Source organism: Marinobacter sp. 1-3A (assembly GCF_016597775.1).
GTDB classification, from domain to species: Bacteria; Pseudomonadota; Gammaproteobacteria; order Pseudomonadales; family Oleiphilaceae; genus Marinobacter; species Marinobacter xiaoshiensis.
The window spans coordinates 88864-103956 of sequence record NZ_VCGZ01000003.1 but is presented as its reverse complement, the minus strand read 5'-3'; the positions used below and the strand labels follow the sequence as shown (position 1 = coordinate 103956).

Below are 15093 nucleotides of genomic sequence, written 5' to 3'. Positions count from 1 at the left end.
TTAGTTGCTCTCCGGAATCCAGTTGGCGCGGCGTTTATTCAGGAAGGCGTTAAGCCCCTCCTGACCTTCTTCACCTACGCGAATATCAGCAATGCGGTGCGCAGTATCGTCTATTACAGCGCTATCGATGGGCTTGTGGCTGACCGCAAATACAAGGTCTTTTGCGGCTTGCATAGCTTCCGGGCCGTTCTGGGCAAGTTGCTTCAGCATCTCGTCACAACGGGCGTTCATGGCGTCGATGTCGTCGCAGACAATATGCACAAGGCCGAACTGTTCAGCTTCCCGGGCATTGAACACTTCCGCTGAAATGAAGTATCGGCGGGCCTGTCGCTCACCAATGGCGCGCACCACATAGGGGCTTATCACCGCGGGAATCAGTCCCAGCTTTACCTCACTCAGGCAGAAACTAGAGGTTTCCGTGGCAATGACTATGTCGCAGCAGGCGGCGAGGCCGACGGCGCCACCGTAGGCTGCACCCTGAACAAGGCCGATGACCGGCTTGCTGAGATGATTGAGGCAGTCCATCAAACGAGCAAGCTGGCGGGAATCGTCCAGGTTTTCCTGCTGGCTGTTGTCTGCCATGCGGCGCATCCAGCCAAGGTCGGCTCCGGCGGAGAAGTGTTTACCCTCTGAGCGCAGGATGACCACTTTGGTTTCGGTATCAGCATCTACTTCTGTGAATGCGCTGATCAGTTGCTGGATGATCACGTCATCAAAGGCGTTGCGTTTGTCAGGCCGGTTCAGCACGACTTCGGTCACGCCCTGGGCGCGGCGGTTGAGTAGAACGGCTGATTCCTGTTCATTCTGAACGTTGGTGTGTGTCATGGTTCTTCTCCCCGATTACATCCGGAACACGCCGAAGCGCGTGGGCTTCGCCGGCCGGTTGAGGGTGGCAGAGAGGCTGAGGGCAACCACTTCCCGGGTCTGTGCCGGGTCGATGACACCGTCATCCCAAAGGCGGGCGCTGGCGTAATAAGGGTGGCCCTGTTCTTCGTAGGTGTCAGTGATGGGCTTTTTGAAGGCAGCTTCTTCTTCTGCGCTCCATTCCTGGCCTTTGCGTTCCAGCCCATCACGACGAACCTGAGCCAAAACGCCAGCGGCTTGTTCGCCGCCCATTACCGAGATGCGGGCGTTTGGCCACATCCACAGGAAGTCGGGGCTGTAGGCGCGGCCACACATGCCGTAGTTGCCAGCGCCGTAGCTGCCGCCAATCAGAACGGTAATCTTGGGTACATTGGCGCAGGCTACGGCCATAACCATTTTTGCACCATGTTTGGCGATACCTTCGGCTTCGTACTTCTGGCCCACCATAAAGCCGGTAATGTTCTGCAGGAACAGCAGCGGGATGTTGCGCTGGCAGCACAGCTCGATGAAGTGCGCGCCTTTTTGTGCCGACTCGCTGAACAGTATGCCGTTATTGGCGATTATGCCTACGGGGTAGCCGTGTATGTGGGCGAAGCCGGTGACCAGGGTTTGGCCATAGTAGCGTTTGAATTCGTCGAATTCGGAGCCGTCTACGGTGCGGGCAATCACATCACGAACGTCGAAGGATTTGCGCAGGTCGGTGCCGACGATGCCGTAGATTTCGGCCGGGTCGTACAGGGGCGCTTTTGGCTTGCGGATTTCAACGGGTACCGGTTTTTTGCGATTGAGGTTGGAAACGCAGCGGCGAGCTATTTCCAGCGCGTGGGCATCGTTTTCGGCGTAGTGATCGGCAACGCCAGAGGTTTTGCAGTGTACATCTGCGCCGCCAAGGTCTTCTGCGCTCACTACTTCACCTGTGGCGGCTTTTACCAGCGGTGGGCCGGCCAGGAAGATGGTGCCCTGGTTGCGCACGATGATGGATTCGTCGGCCATGGCGGGCACGTAGGCGCCGCCGGCGGTACACAGGCCCATGACGACGGCAATCTGGGGGATGTCGTCGGCGGACATGCGAGCCTGGTTATAGAAGATGCGGCCGAAGTGGTCGCGATCGGGGAATACTTCGTCCTGCCTTGGCAGGTTGGCGCCGCCGGAATCCACCAGGTAGATGCAGGGCAGGCGGTTTTCGAGGGCGATTTCCTGGGCGCGCAGGTGTTTTTTCACTGTGAGCGGGTAGTAGCTGCCGCCTTTAACTGTGGCATCGTTTGCGATGATCATGCATTCGGTGCCGGAGACGCGGCCTACGCCAGCGATAACGCCGGCTGCGGGGACTTCTTCGCCATAGACGTTGTAGGCAGCGAATTGGCCGATTTCTAGAAACGGCGAGCCGTCGTCCAGGAGGCGGTTGATGCGGTCTCTTGGCAGGAGTTTGCCGCGGGCGATGTGGCGTTCCTGGTAGGAGGGGCCGCCGCCTTGCTGGATGGTGGAGACTTTTTCCCGCAGGTCTACGACGGCTTCTGCCATGGCTGCCTGTTTGGCCTGAAATTCTTCAGATCTTGGGTTTATTTTGCTTTGGAGTATTGTCATTTTTTCCTGGCCTCGAGGGTCGGGGCTTCGGGGTTGGTGGGGTGTCTTTCCGGGAAGCGCTACGAGCACATCCATGTGGGCTTGACTGTGGCCATCCTTGGCCACAGACATTCCCGGAAAGACACCCCACCAACCCCTTGATGTACCTTGGTGCTGGCCGTCCAAAACAAATCTGCTTTGGCGGGTGTCTGGATCGAAGCTACTGCTTAGTTGTTCAGGAATAGTTCCCGACCAATGAGCATGCGGCGGATTTCGGATGTGCCTGCGCCGATTTCATATAGCTTGGCGTCCCGCAGCAAACGGCCTGTTGGGTAGTCGTTGATGTAACCGTTGCCGCCCAGCAGCTGGATGGCGTCGAGGGCCAGTTTTGTGGCCATTTCCGCTGAGTAGAGGATCGCGCCGGCGGAGTCTTTGCGGGTGGTTTCGCCGCGGTCGGCAGACATGGCCACCATGTAAACGTAGGACTTGGCGGTGTTCATCCAGGTGTACATGTCCGCTACTTTGCCCTGTACCAGTTGGAATTCGCCGATGGCTTTTTCGAACTGTTTGCGTTCGCGGATGTAGGGGATCACTACGTCCATGGCGGCTTGCATGATGCCCAGCGGGCCGCCGGAGAGGACGAGGCGTTCGTAGTCGAGGCCGCTCATGAGGACTTTTGCGCCTTTGCCTACTTCACCCAGTACGTTTTCTTTGGGTACTTTGCAGTCCTGGAAGACCAGTTCGCAGGTGTTGGAGCCGCGCATGCCGAGTTTGTCCAGTTTTTGGTGGCGGCTGAAGCCTTCGAAGTCACGCTCTACAATGAAGGCGGTGACGCCTTTGGAGCCGGCTTTCGGGTCGGTTTTGGCGTAGATAACGTAAACGTTGGCGTCGGGGCCGTTGGTGATCCACATTTTGTTGCCGTTGAGTACGTAGTGGTCGCCAGCATCTTGTGCGTTGAGTTTCATGGAGATGACGTCGGAACCTGCGTTGGGCTCGGACATGGCCAAGGCACCGATATGGTCGCCACTGACGAGTTTGGGCAGGTACTTCTGCTTTTGTTCTTCGGTGCCGTTTCGGTGGATCTGGTTAACGCAGAGGTTGGAGTGAGCGCCGTAGGACAGGCCAACGGAGGCAGATGCGCGGCTGATTTCTTCCATGGCAATCACGTGAGCCAGGTAGCCCATATCAGAACCGCCGTAGGCTTCATTTACAGTAATACCCAGCAGGCCCATGTCGCCGAATTTTTTCCAGAGGTCCATGGGGAATTCGTTGGTGCGGTCGATTTCTTCAGCGCGGGGGGCGATTTCGGTGGTGGCGAAGCGGTTTACTTGCTCACGCAGGCTGTCGAGGGTTTCACCAAGGCCAAAGTTGAGTTCTGAGTATTGTGATTTCATGTGTTTGCCTTTTGTTCTGCCAGATTCGTATTTGGGTGTGAGGCACTGCGCCAGCTGTTGGTTGATATCAGCTTTGTTCGGCGGGGTGTCCAGGTTGCTCGATTGTAGATTCGTGTTGCTGCTTCTTTTTCTGTAGTTCTGCAAGAGCTTCCCTGCAGTGGGCTTCTCTTGTATTGATTTCCAGTTCTGCCATAGCAATATCGGCTTTTTGCTGTTCGATGTGCGCTCGTTTTTCATCCAGTATTGACAGCATTTTCAGGAGCTGCTTTTCGTTACCGGAGAGGGTTTCATCCCAGAGATCGAATGTTTCTTTGGTTTCAGCAAGTGAAAAGCCCATGCGTTTGCCGCGGAGGATCAGCTTCAGACGTACACGATCTTTGGTGCTGAATATTCGTGTTTGCCCGCGCCGTGTGGGCTTTAGCAGACCCTGGTCTTCATAAAACCGGATGCTGCGGGTGGTCACGTCGAACTCGCTGGCAAGCTCGCTGATGCTGAACGTTTGCTTTTCGGTCATGGCGGTATCCTCTTTCAAACTAGATTAGAGGAAGTTTACGTTAACGTAAAGTGCTTTGGGTGACGAAGACGCTTCACCTTTGTTTGCAGTCAAAACCGGGACGGGTTGTTCAGAAGGCAGCCGGGCTCAACTCGAAGACCTGGAGTGAGCCCGGCTGGTGTGAGAGGGCGTTAGGAGAGGTCTTCTCTGAGTTTTCTTTTCAGCAGTTTGCCTGCCGTGTTTTTGGGCAGCTGATCTACAAAGTGGATGTGCTTCGGCACTTTGAAACTGGCGAGTTTGGCACGGGCATGGCTCATCAAGACATCTGAGTCTTCGGTGTATCCGTCTCTGAGCACGACAACTGCGCAGATGGCTTCAATCCATTTTTCATCGGGCACGCCGATCACAGCAACTTCTGCCACGGATTCGTGTTGGTAAAGGGCTTCTTCTACATCACGGCTGGCAACCAGAACACCGCCGGTATTCACCACGTCTTTAATGCGGTCAACGATGTAGATATAGCCTTCTTCATCCTGGTAACCTAGGTCGCCAGAATGGAACCAGCCATCCTTGAAGGCTTCTTCGGTTGCTTCGGGCTTGGCCCAGTAGCCAACCATCAGTTGAGGCGACTGGTGCACCAGTTCGCCTTGTTCTCCAGGCTTGCAGTCTTCGCCGGTTACCGGGTCCACAATGCGGGTCATTACAGTCTGCATGGGGCGGCCAGCAGAGGAGGGGCGTTCCGCATGTTCTTCCGGAAGCAGAACCGTTGCCAGTGGCGCGATTTCACTTTGGCCATAGCAGTTGTAGAGGCCAGCAGCTGGTAACTTTTCACCCAGCTCTTTTACGACCTGGCCGGGCATGATGGAGGCGCCGTAGTAGAGTTTGTCCATATGCTGGAGCTTGTCCGGGTTGAATCCAGGGTTCTGCAGTAGTGCAATCCAGACAGTCGGTGGCGCGAAAAACGCATTGAGTTGTTCACGGGCCAACAGCCCGAGAATGGCATCCGGTGTTGGCGTGTTGATCAGCCGGCTGTAGCCGCCACTCAGCAGCATAGGCATGGAAAATACATGCATTTGCGCAGAGTGGTAAAGAGGCAAGGCCGCGAGAGAGCGATCGCTGGCGCGGATGTTCAGGTGGTACTGGCAGGCGTTGTAATGGCTCATCAGGGAGCGGTGCGTGTGCATGGCACCTTTTGGGTCGGAGGTTGTGCCTGAGGTATAAAGAATCTGCACAACGTCTGTATCTGAAATCTCAACGTCCGGTGCAGTGTCATCACCGGCTGCAAGCGCGAGCTTCAGAGCATCCGGGGCCTTGTCGTTTTGCCCGCCGTGAAGGGTTCCGTAAACACTAACCTCAACTGTGCTTTTAACTGCATCTACTTGCGGCTGCAGATCTGGATCGAAAAACAGGGCCTTGCAACCAGATTGATTCACTACATAAGTTAGCTCTTTGCCAATTAACGCGTAGTTAACCGGCACATGAATCAGCCCGGCTTTTGTGCAGGCAAGCCAAAGTAACAGGTAGGCATCTGAGTTTTTACCGTAGGCGCCAACACGATCACCTGTGGCCAGCCCAAGTTCAATAAGGTGGTGGGCCAGACGGTTTGATGCTGTGTGAATGTCGGAATAGGTCCAGGTTCGATCGTCGAATGCCAGGGCGGGGCGCTTGCTGTGAGTGCGCGCAGAGCGTGCGAGGGCATCACCTATGGTGTTGCGCAGTGCCCGGGCAATGCCCGCCGGCAGAGAGCTGGAGGCAGTTGTGCTGTGGTTGTTCATGCAAGTACCTCTATTGGTGTTTTTATATTGGTATGGCTGGCATTAACTCAGAGAAACACCGGCTTCGGGAATGACCTGTCAGGTCGAAAAAATTGACCCAATCAGCCAAGTAGATGTGTTCGCTACATGGTTGTCAGGCGGTCCATTGCGAGGGCGACTTGCCTGTCCAGCGTTTGAAAGCGCGGCAGAATGAGGCGGTTTCCGAAAAGCCAACTCGCTCGCTGATGTCTGCGATGCTGAGGTTTTCTGTGCTCATGAGCTTTATTGCGTACTCCCTCCGCAGGCTGTTTTTGATCAGCCGTAGCGAGGTGCCTTCTTCCTGTAACTTTCGGCCTATGCTTCTTGGAGTCATGTGCAGTAGCTCTGCAATGTCACCCAGGCTGGGCATATTATTCAGGCTCTGGTTTGCGAGTAGGGCGCGAATGCGGTTCCGCAGGCTGTCGTCGTTGTCGGGTCTGTGCAGAATGTAGGCCGGAGCTTCCTTCAGAAAGGTTTCCAGCTCTGCTTCGCTCCGGGTAATGGGCAGTTGCAGGTATTTTTCATGCAGAGTAAAGCCGCATACAGGCTTATCAAACTGCAACTCCGTGGGGAACATAGCGCGATACTCATTAACATGTTTCGGTGCAGGATAACTGAAACAGGTTGTCGCGAATGGGATCTGTTGGTCCACCAGCCAGCATGTGAATCTTTGCCACATAAGAAGCAGGAACTCCTGCAGCATGTGGTCTGTATCCTGGCTGGCGTCTTCGAGGCTAAGGCGGAAAAACACCAGTTTGTTGCTGTCGCTTTCTCCCAAACCTATGTCGACATTGTTACAGGCAATGCTGTAAACCCGGGCGCTTTTGCGAAACACGGCCCCGAGGGAAGCGGAATCAAGGCAGTAGTCTGCCATCAACGCGAAGGTGCCATTTTTGCAGGGGCCGGTGGATAACCCAAGGAATTCATCACGGGTTGCTCGCCACACGCTCTTGATCAAACGGGTGAGCTGTTGTTCGGTAATCAGTTGTTCGGGCTTATTCAGCCACTCGGTTGCAATCCCTGCGTTGTGCAGCAGGGTATCTTTGCTCACCCCTTGCCTTTCGGCACCGCGGATTGAAGCTTGCAGGTAGTGGTTCGCGATGTGCGGTATGGATTGCGGTTTGGGCATATTTACAATTGATTGAGTGCGTACTGTGTCAATTTTTTCGGCTTGTACAGCCATTCCCGATGAGCAGGATAACCCTTTAAATGGTTGGCTGCCTGAATAATCAGATGACTCATGGGGCTACTTGAGAGGTTACCTATGTCCGGACACCACGATGATACTGCGCTGTTTCATGAAATGATCAACCGGGTTCTTGATAGGGAAATTGCGCCAAACTATGACGAGTGGGAGGAGCAATCCGCGATCCCGCGCCAGGTTTGGAATACGCTTGGGCAGGCTGGCATGCTCGGTATTGATATGCCGGAAGAGTACGGAGGCGCTGGTGCCAGCTTCGAAATCTCACAGCTGGCGATTTCCGAAATAGCTCGCAAGGGCTTTGGTGGCCTGGCGGGTGGCTATAACATCCACGCCAATATAGTCATGCCCTATATTTTGCATCTTGGTACGGACGCCCAAAAGCAGCGTTATCTTCCGGCGATGATCCGGGGTGACATTCTCAGTGCAATTGCCATGACCGAGCCAGGCGCGGGCAGTGATCTGGCGGCTATGCGCGCCACAGCGCAGCGCACTGACAATGGCTATGTAATCAATGGTGCCAAGGTGTTTATCACCAACGGTTTGCAGGCAGAGCTGGTGATAGTGTGTGCAAAAACCGATCCCCAAGCCGGCGCCAAGGGTGTCTCGCTCTTCCTTGTGGATACCAGCCTGTCCGGGTTCACCCGTGGCAAAGGCATACGTAAAATAGGCCAGCATGCCAGCGATACGGCAGAGCTGTTCTTCTCTGATCTTGTGGTGCCCCACGACGCGTTGCTTGGCGAAGAAGGCAAGGGCTTTGCCTATCTGATGCAGGAGCTGCCCCGCGAACGCCTGGGTGTGGCTGCCCAAGCGGTGGGCGCAACTGAGGGTGTGCTGGCGCTGACTCTGGATTATGTGCAACAGCGCCAGGCGTTTGGTCAGCGGGTTGCCGATTTTCAGAATACCCGGTTCAAGCTGGCCGAAGCCAGGGCGCGACTTGAGGTGGGAAAAGCCTATCTGAATCAGTGCATCGGGAATTACCTGAAAGGCGAAATGGGGCCAACGGAAGCCGCCATTCTCAAATTGATGCTCACGGAAATGCAGTGCGATATCGCTAACGACTGCTTGCAGCTATTTGGCGGCTACGGTTATACCGTGGAGTACCCTGTATCGCGATTTTTTGTGGATGCTCGTGTGCAGACAATCTACGCCGGCACCTCGGAAATTATGAAAGAAGTGATTGCCCGCTCCATGCTGGGCAAATAGATTATGCGCTCTGTGGAATTCCAGTCATCCAAATCTTGAGGAACGATCAATGAAACTTACTGATGTTGTCATTCTCGACGGTGCACGCACCGCAATCGGCGGTTTTGGCGGTAGCCTGAGCTCACTGACCCCGGCTGAGCTTGGAACCTGCGCAGCCAAAGAAGCAATTAGTCGCTCAGGCGTGCCTGCAGAAGACATAGATCATTCAGTGTTCGGCCATATCATCCCTACTGGGCCAGCTGATGCTTATGTAGCTCGCCACATTGGCCTGAACTCAGGCCTGCAGAAAGGTTCTGCGGCATTCAACGTAAACCGCCTCTGTGGTTCTGGCGTTCAGTCAGTGATCAGTGCCGCGCAGATGATTCTGATGGGCGATAGCCAGATCGCACTGGCTGGCGGTGCGGAAAGTATGAGCCAGGGCGCCTATGTGCTGCCTAATGTTCGCAAAGGCCTGCGCATGGGTGACGGGAAAGCGGTTGATATGACCCTGGGAACCCTTACCGACCCGTTTGGCAGCGGCCACATGGGCATGACTGCGGAGCGAATCGCCGAAAAATACGGTTTAACCCGCGAGGATCTGGATGCCTTCTCGGCAGAAAGCCACCGCCGTGCCAGCCACGCCATTGAGAGTGGTTACTTCAAAGAGCAGATTGTGCCGGTAACTGTAAAACAAGGGCGAAAGGAAGTTGTGTTTGAGCAGGATGAGCACGTGCGCCCAGGCACCACAGCCGAAAGCCTTGCGGGCCTGAAGCCGGCCTTCACTAAAGACGGCATAGTCACTCCGGGCAACGCCTCAGGTATCAACGATGGTGCTGCTGCCATGGTGCTGACCAGTGCAGCAGAAGCCGAAAAGCGCGGCCTGAAAGCCCGTGCACGTATTGTGGGTTATGCCTTTGCCGGAGTAGACCCCAGCGTAATGGGTCTCGGCCCCATCCCGGCGGTACGAACTGTGCTGGAGAAAACCGGCCTCAGCGTGGCAGACCTGGATGTGATCGAATCCAACGAAGCCTTTGCAGCCCAGGCACTGGCGGTTAGCAAGGAGCTTGGCTTGCCAGCGGATAAAGTGAACCCGAACGGTGGTGCGGTTGCTCTGGGTCACCCTGTTGGAGCTACCGGCTCCATCCTCATCGTCAAAACCATGGCCGAGCTTGAGCGCACGGGTGGCCGCTACGGCCTGATCACCATGTGCATTGGTGGTGGCCAGGGTATTGCGCTGATTATTGAGCGCATTAACTGATCAAATAATCGGATTTCTTTTTAAGACTGAATTGGGTACAGTTTACGTTAACGTAAAGCGTGGGCTGACCCAGTTCACTCTCCAACCCCCGACGCGAAGGGAGAAGTTGATGGAATTCAAAAATGTACCGGCCATTGTGACAGGTGGGGCTTCAGGGCTTGGCGAGGGCGCAGCCCGTGCACTGGCAGCTGCGGGCTGCAAAGTAGCAATTTTTGACCTGCAAAAAGAGCTGGGCGAGAAAGTGGCTGCAGATATTGGCGGAATTTTTGTGCACTGCGATGTGAGCTCTGCCGAAAGCGCGGAAGCGGCAATAGCAACTGCCCGTGAAGCTCATGGCTTGTGCGGTATTGCAGTGAATTGTGCAGGTATTGGCCCTGCAGCAAGAATTCTGGGTCGCGATGGCGTTATGCCTTTGGAGAACTTCAGCAAGGTTATTCAGATCAACCTGATCGGCACCTTCAATATTTTGAGGCTGGCGGCTGCCGATATGGCTCAGCGCGCCCCTAACGCAGATGGCGAGCGTGGTGTAATCATCAACACCGCATCCGTAGCAGCTTACGAAGGCCAGATAGGGCAAGCAGCTTATAGCGCATCCAAAGGTGGTGTTGTTGGCCTGACGATTCAATCTGCCCGTGAACTGGCTCGCGAAGGTATTCGCGTGAACACCATTGCACCTGGTTTGTTCATGACCCCCATGATGGCTGGCATGCCGCAAGAGGTTCAGGACAGCCTGGCGGCAACTCTGCCGTTCCCACAGCGTCTGGGCAAGCCTGAAGAGTTTGGCATGATGGTGGATCAGATGGTGCGTAACCCAATTCTGAACGGCGAAACCATCCGGCTGGACAGTGCTCTGCGCATGGCACCCAGATAAATCCGATTAAATACAGGAGAGCGCAATGACTAACTCAGTGGACCAGGAAGAACTCGCTCTGTTCAGAGCGTCTGTCATCAAGGCTCTGGAAACAGAAGTTGCGCCCCATTACGAGGCTTGGGAGAAATCCGGCCTTGTGCCCCGTGAACTCTGGAATACCCTCGGCGATGCCGGCATGTTGTGTGTGGATATTCCTGAAGATTGCGGCGGCTGCGGTGCCCCTTTTCAGTACTCCGTGGTGGTGGGCGAAGAGCTTGCCCGCATGGGGTATGGTGCGCTCTCCACTAACGTAATGGTGCATTCGGATATTGTCGCCCCCTACATCAGCCATCTGGGCAACGAAGCACAGAAGCAGCAGTGGCTGCCGAAAATGGTGTCGGGTGAAGTGGTTGGCGCTATTGCTATGACCGAGCCAGGTGCCGGCAGTGATCTGCAGGCCATGCGCACCAGCGCGGTGCGGGATGGCGACGACTATATCCTCAATGGTTCAAAAACCTTCATCACCAACGGCCAGCATGCCGACATGGTGATTGTTGCGGCCAAAACCGACCCCTCTGCCGGCGCCAAAGGCATCAGCCTGTTTCTGGTAGACACCAGCCTGCCGGGATACAGCAAAGGCCGTAATATCGACAAAATCGGCCAGCACAGCGGCGATACCTCCGAGCTGTTCTTTTCTGATATGCGCGTTCCTGCCTCCGCACTGGTCGGACAGGAGGGCAAAGGCTTTGCCTACCTAATGCAGGAATTGCCACGGGAGCGGCTGGTTATCGGCGCGCTGGGTGTGGCTGCAGCCAGAGGTGCTTTGGATCTGACCATTTCCTACGCTCAGGAGCGGGAGTTGTTCGGCCAGAAACTGGCGCAGCTACAGAATACCCGTTTTGAAATTGCCCGTATGGAAACCGATTATCAGGTTAACAAGGCATTCGTGAGCCAGTGCATCAGCCAGTATGAGGCGGGTGAATTGGATGCTGCGACAGCCTCCATGGCGAAATACAGCGCCACGGAAATGCAGTGCCGTGTAGCGGATGGCTGTTTGCAGCTGTTCGGCGGTTATGGCTACACCACGGAATACCCGATTTCCCGCGCGTTTATGGATGCCAGGGTACAGCGTATTTACGGCGGTACTTCAGAAGTCATGAAAGAAATCATTGCCCGCTCCGTTCTGGGTAGAGGCTGAAATCAGTGAGGTTTGAATATGAGCGATAACAGCGTTGTGATTGCCGGGTCTGCCCGCACACCTATGGGCGGCATGATGGGTTCGCTGAGTTCCGTACGCTCTCCGGAGTTGGGGGCTACTGCCATCAAAGCTGCCATCGAGCGCAGCGGGCTGCAGCCTGTGGATGTTCAGGAAGTGATCATGGGTTGCGTGTTGCCCGCCGGATTGGGACAGGCTCCCGCGCGCCAGGCTTCCCGTGGTGCAGGGATTCCAGACAGCTCCGGTTGCACCACTGTGAACAAAATGTGCGGCTCCGGTATGCAAGCAGTGATCATGGCCCATGATCAGATTAAAGCGGGCACCAACAATATAATGGTTGCTGGCGGCATGGAGAACATGAGCCAGGCACCGTACCTGTTGCCAAAAGCGCGCGGCGGTATGCGTATGGGCCACGGGCAGGTGATGGACAGCATGTTCCTCGACGGCCTTGAAGATGCCTACGAAGGCGGCCTGATGGGTGTGTTCGCGCAAAAGAGCGCAGACGATTACAAGATCACCCGCGAGCAGATGGACGGCTTCACCGTTCGGTCGCTGGAACGAGCCAATGCGGCCATCAGCAATGGCTGGTTCGAGCCGGAAATCTGCGCGGTTACCGTATCTGGCCGTGGTGGCGATACCCAGGTGAGCGTTGACGAACAACCCGGCAATGCCCGTCCCGAGAAAATCCCGAACCTGAAACCAGCCTTTAAAAAGGACGGCACAGTCACGGCTGCCAACGCCAGTTCCATCAGTGATGGTGCGTCGGCACTGGTTCTGGCGTCTGCGGAAGAAGCAAACGCTCGCGGCTTGACTGCCCAGGCCAGGATTGTGGCACACGCCACTCACGCCCAGCTGCCGGCAGAGTTCACGCTGGCACCCATCGGTGCAGTTGAGAAGGTTTTGAAAAAAGCCGGCTGGAGCAAGGACGATGTGGATCTTTACGAGATCAACGAAGCCTTTGCAGTGGTTTCTTTGCTGGCCATTAATGAGTTGGGTCTCGATGCAGAGAAAGTGAACGTCTACGGCGGCGCTTGCGCACTTGGGCACCCCATTGGCTCATCAGGCTCACGCATTATTATTACCCTCATCAACGCACTGAAACAGAAAGGGCTGAAGCGTGGGGTGGCGTCTCTGTGCATAGGCGGTGGTGAAGCCACGGCCGTTGCTGTAGAGCTACTCTGATAGAAAGCCGGTGTAGCGCAAGTGTGGCGCTGCACCGGCTTTCTATGTCAGGCGATACGACTGGCGGCGGCCACCACCGGCGCAGCAAGCTTTACCTCCGCAACCGTATGCAGCTTTTCCAACTGAGACTGGAGCATGGCAACAGGGCGCTTACCCTGAATCGTCAGGGCGATGTTCAGCGTTCCGTCTGCTGAATCCACCGCCATTTGTGCAATCCTGAAACCACGAACGCGAACCACCTGGCACAGACGCTCGAGCGCGGCCGCTTCGTGGCTCATCCTGCAAGTAATGTCGTAACTGGGTGTTTCACAGTTGCTCTCAGTGGTCATGCGATCTTCTCCTTTTTGTCCGCGGCAGTGCGGCGGGTTTCATCAATCATTTCCTTGTTGCTTCCACCTGGCTTTACGATCGGCCAAACGTTTTCTTCCCGGGCAATGGCTACGTGCAGCAGCATGGGCCCGTTATAAGCCAGTATGGTTTCAATGCCGCGCCGAACCTGGTCTGTGCGATCAATCTTCAGGGCAGGGATGTCGAAGGCGCGAGCCATGGCCACAAAATCCGGGTTGTCGTCCAGGTTGATGTGGCTTTCCCGGTTGTTATAAAACAGCTCCTGCTGCTGGCGCACCATGCCCAGGCATTGGTTATCCATAATGATCAGCTTAACGGGCAGGTTGTAACGGCGAATGGTGGCCAGCTCCTGAGCATTCATCATGAACGAGCCGTCGCCGGTTACATTGATGACGGTGCTGTTGCGGTTCGCAAACTGCGCGCCAATCGCCGCGGGCAAGCCAAAACCCATTGTGCCGAGACCGCCGCTAGTCAGATGGTGCCTTGGGTGATCAAACTGATAATGCTGGGCAACCCACATTTGGTGCTGGCCAACGTCGCAGGCAATGACCGTGTCGTCCGGTGCAGTACGGGAAAGTTGACTGATGAAAGCAGGGCCGGTTATGGGTGCCAGCGGCTCCTCGTTATCTGCCGCTTGAAACCCGCCCGTAGTGCGCCATGTCTGGCACTGTTTACGCCAGTCATTGATCGCCAGAGGTGTGTCCCTGATTGTCTGGGTCAGCTCCTTGAGAATGGTGTTCAGGTCTCCGCGAATGGCTATATCTGCATTGCGAAGCTTGTTGAATTCCGAGGCGTCGGCGTCAATGTGTATCGTTTTTGCGTTAGGAGCGAACCCGTCAAGTTTGCCAGTGGCCCGATCATCCATGCGGGCTCCGATAACCAACAAAAGGTCGCACTCGTCTACAGCCCGATTGGCTGCTCGGGAACCGTGCATACCCAGCATGCCCAAATTGTGAGCACTGTGTTTGCCGGCATTACCTATTCCCTTTAGCGTTACTACCGCTGGCAGCTCTGAGCACTTGGCAAATTCCCTGAAGCTGTCTTCTGCATGGGCCAGGCTGATGCCTCCACCACTGTAAAGCAAAGGTTTGCGAGCATCGCGAAGCATGGCGATGGCGCAGGTGAGCTCCGGGCGGGTTGCCTTTGGCTGAGCAGGTGCGTAGGCAGGCGCAGCAGATGTCTCGGCCAGCAATACATCTTTCGGGATATCAATCCAAACAGGCCCGGGTCGCCCGCTTTGCGCCAACTCTATGGCTTCTTCAAGAATCCCGGGCAATTCGTCTGCGCTCTCTGCCAGGTAACTGTGCTTTACGATGCCCAAGGTCATTCCCAGAACATCGGTTTCCTGAAAGGCATCCGTTCCGATCAGCGCTGAGGGCACCTGGCCGGTGATAACCAACATGGGGATTGAATCCTGGTATGCGTTGGCAACGCCGGTTATCAGGTTGGTAGCACCGGGGCCGGATGTGGCAATGCACACCCCCAGCTTGCCGCTGGCCCGGGCATAGCCGTCGGCAGCCAAAGCGCAGCCTTGTTCATGGCGGCAAAGCACATGCTCAACGCTCACATCATCCACTAGTGCATCGTATAGCGGCATGATGCAGCCACCGGGGTAACCAAAAACGGTTTCGATGTTGTGGTGGTGGAACGCTTGAAGAATATGCTGTGCGCCGTTCATCGTTATATTTCCTGTTTTTTCTTCCGTAAAAAAGAAACCCCCGGGACCTTGCGGTGCCGGGGGTTTCT

General features: G+C 55.7%; 13 protein-coding genes. 5 read left to right on the top strand and 8 right to left on the bottom strand.

The window, feature by feature from the left end; all coding sequences use genetic code 11:
- The 6 genes from FE848_RS05630 to FE848_RS05605 all read right to left on the bottom strand — a co-directional run bounded on the left by FE848_RS05630 (position 1) and on the right by FE848_RS05605 (position 7236).
- Positions 1-825: an enoyl-CoA hydratase/isomerase family protein gene (locus FE848_RS05630; RefSeq protein WP_200201785.1), complete on the bottom strand. Its 825-nt coding sequence runs from the start codon at positions 823-825 to the stop codon at positions 1-3.
- 15 nt (positions 826-840) lie between these two features.
- Positions 841-2448, bottom strand: a complete 1608-nt coding sequence (locus FE848_RS05625) for a carboxyl transferase domain-containing protein (protein WP_200202107.1) — start codon at positions 2446-2448, stop codon at positions 841-843.
- Between the two features lie 206 nt (positions 2449-2654).
- Positions 2655-3821, bottom strand: a complete 1167-nt coding sequence (locus FE848_RS05620; RefSeq protein WP_200201784.1) for an isovaleryl-CoA dehydrogenase — start codon at positions 3819-3821, stop codon at positions 2655-2657.
- 67 nt (positions 3822-3888) lie between these two features.
- Entirely contained in the window at positions 3889-4335 is a 447-nt protein-coding gene (locus FE848_RS05615) for a MerR family transcriptional regulator (protein ID WP_200201783.1), read from the bottom strand.
- Between the two features lie 170 nt (positions 4336-4505).
- Positions 4506-6089 carry a fatty acyl-CoA synthetase gene (locus FE848_RS05610; protein WP_200201782.1) on the bottom strand — a complete coding sequence of 528 codons (1584 nt, stop codon included), beginning with the start codon at positions 6087-6089 and terminating at the stop codon, positions 4506-4508.
- A 133-nt stretch (positions 6090-6222) separates the two neighbouring features.
- The gene (locus FE848_RS05605) at positions 6223-7236 is read right to left on the bottom strand and encodes an AraC family transcriptional regulator (RefSeq protein WP_200201781.1); all 1014 of its coding nucleotides are present in this window, start codon (positions 7234-7236) and stop codon (positions 6223-6225) included.
- Positions 7237-7371: 135 nt separating this feature from the next.
- Between FE848_RS05605 and FE848_RS05600 the strand changes: the two genes are divergently transcribed.
- The 5 genes from FE848_RS05600 to FE848_RS05580 all read left to right on the top strand — a co-directional run bounded on the left by FE848_RS05600 (position 7372) and on the right by FE848_RS05580 (position 12999).
- On the top strand, positions 7372-8514 hold the full coding sequence (locus FE848_RS05600) for an acyl-CoA dehydrogenase family protein (protein ID WP_200201780.1): 1143 nt from the start codon (positions 7372-7374) through the stop codon (positions 8512-8514).
- 49 nt (positions 8515-8563) lie between these two features.
- Positions 8564-9751, top strand: a complete 1188-nt coding sequence (gene bktB, locus FE848_RS05595; protein WP_200201779.1) for a beta-ketothiolase BktB — start codon at positions 8564-8566, stop codon at positions 9749-9751.
- A gap of 109 nt (positions 9752-9860) precedes the next feature.
- Positions 9861-10622, top strand: a complete 762-nt coding sequence (locus FE848_RS05590; RefSeq protein WP_200201778.1) for an SDR family NAD(P)-dependent oxidoreductase — start codon at positions 9861-9863, stop codon at positions 10620-10622.
- A gap of 25 nt (positions 10623-10647) precedes the next feature.
- On the top strand, positions 10648-11799 hold the full coding sequence (locus tag FE848_RS05585; protein WP_200201777.1) for an acyl-CoA dehydrogenase family protein: 1152 nt from the start codon (positions 10648-10650) through the stop codon (positions 11797-11799).
- Between the two features lie 18 nt (positions 11800-11817).
- Positions 11818-12999: a thiolase family protein gene (locus FE848_RS05580; protein WP_200201776.1), complete on the top strand. Its 1182-nt coding sequence runs from the start codon at positions 11818-11820 to the stop codon at positions 12997-12999.
- A gap of 47 nt (positions 13000-13046) precedes the next feature.
- Here the strand turns inward: FE848_RS05580 and FE848_RS05575 are convergent, their stop codons facing one another.
- A complete protein-coding gene (locus FE848_RS05575; protein ID WP_227715186.1) occupies positions 13047-13328 on the bottom strand; it encodes an ACT domain-containing protein in 282 nt (93 codons plus the stop codon).
- The gene (ilvG, locus tag FE848_RS05570) at positions 13325-15025 is read right to left on the bottom strand and encodes an acetolactate synthase 2 catalytic subunit (protein ID WP_200201775.1); all 1701 of its coding nucleotides are present in this window, start codon (positions 15023-15025) and stop codon (positions 13325-13327) included. The genes FE848_RS05575 and ilvG overlap by 4 nt, the downstream gene beginning before the upstream one ends.
- Between the last annotated feature and the right edge of the window lie 68 nt (positions 15026-15093).

Excerpts from the sequence above, each read along its gene's own strand:
- FE848_RS05605 (WP_200201781.1), bottom strand. The coding sequence starts at position 7,236 with ATGCCCAAACCGCAATCCATACCGCACATCGCGAACCACTACCTGCAA.
- FE848_RS05620 (WP_200201784.1), bottom strand. The coding sequence starts at position 3,821 with ATGAAATCACAATACTCAGAACTCAACTTTGGCCTTGGTGAAACCCTC.
- FE848_RS05585 (WP_200201777.1), top strand. The coding sequence starts at position 10,648 with ATGACTAACTCAGTGGACCAGGAAGAACTCGCTCTGTTCAGAGCGTCT.
- FE848_RS05610 (WP_200201782.1), bottom strand. The coding sequence starts at position 6,089 with ATGAACAACCACAGCACAACTGCCTCCAGCTCTCTGCCGGCGGGCATT.
- bktB (WP_200201779.1), top strand. The coding sequence starts at position 8,564 with ATGAAACTTACTGATGTTGTCATTCTCGACGGTGCACGCACCGCAATC.
- FE848_RS05600 (WP_200201780.1), top strand. The coding sequence starts at position 7,372 with ATGTCCGGACACCACGATGATACTGCGCTGTTTCATGAAATGATCAAC.
- FE848_RS05590 (WP_200201778.1), top strand. The coding sequence starts at position 9,861 with ATGGAATTCAAAAATGTACCGGCCATTGTGACAGGTGGGGCTTCAGGG.
- FE848_RS05615 (WP_200201783.1), bottom strand. The coding sequence starts at position 4,335 with ATGACCGAAAAGCAAACGTTCAGCATCAGCGAGCTTGCCAGCGAGTTC.
- FE848_RS05630 (WP_200201785.1), bottom strand. The coding sequence starts at position 825 with ATGACACACACCAACGTTCAGAATGAACAGGAATCAGCCGTTCTACTC.
- FE848_RS05575 (WP_227715186.1), bottom strand. The coding sequence starts at position 13,328 with ATGACCACTGAGAGCAACTGTGAAACACCCAGTTACGACATTACTTGC.
- FE848_RS05625 (WP_200202107.1), bottom strand. The coding sequence starts at position 2,448 with ATGACAATACTCCAAAGCAAAATAAACCCAAGATCTGAAGAATTTCAG.
- ilvG (WP_200201775.1), bottom strand. The coding sequence starts at position 15,025 with ATGAACGGCGCACAGCATATTCTTCAAGCGTTCCACCACCACAACATC.
- FE848_RS05580 (WP_200201776.1), top strand. The coding sequence starts at position 11,818 with ATGAGCGATAACAGCGTTGTGATTGCCGGGTCTGCCCGCACACCTATG.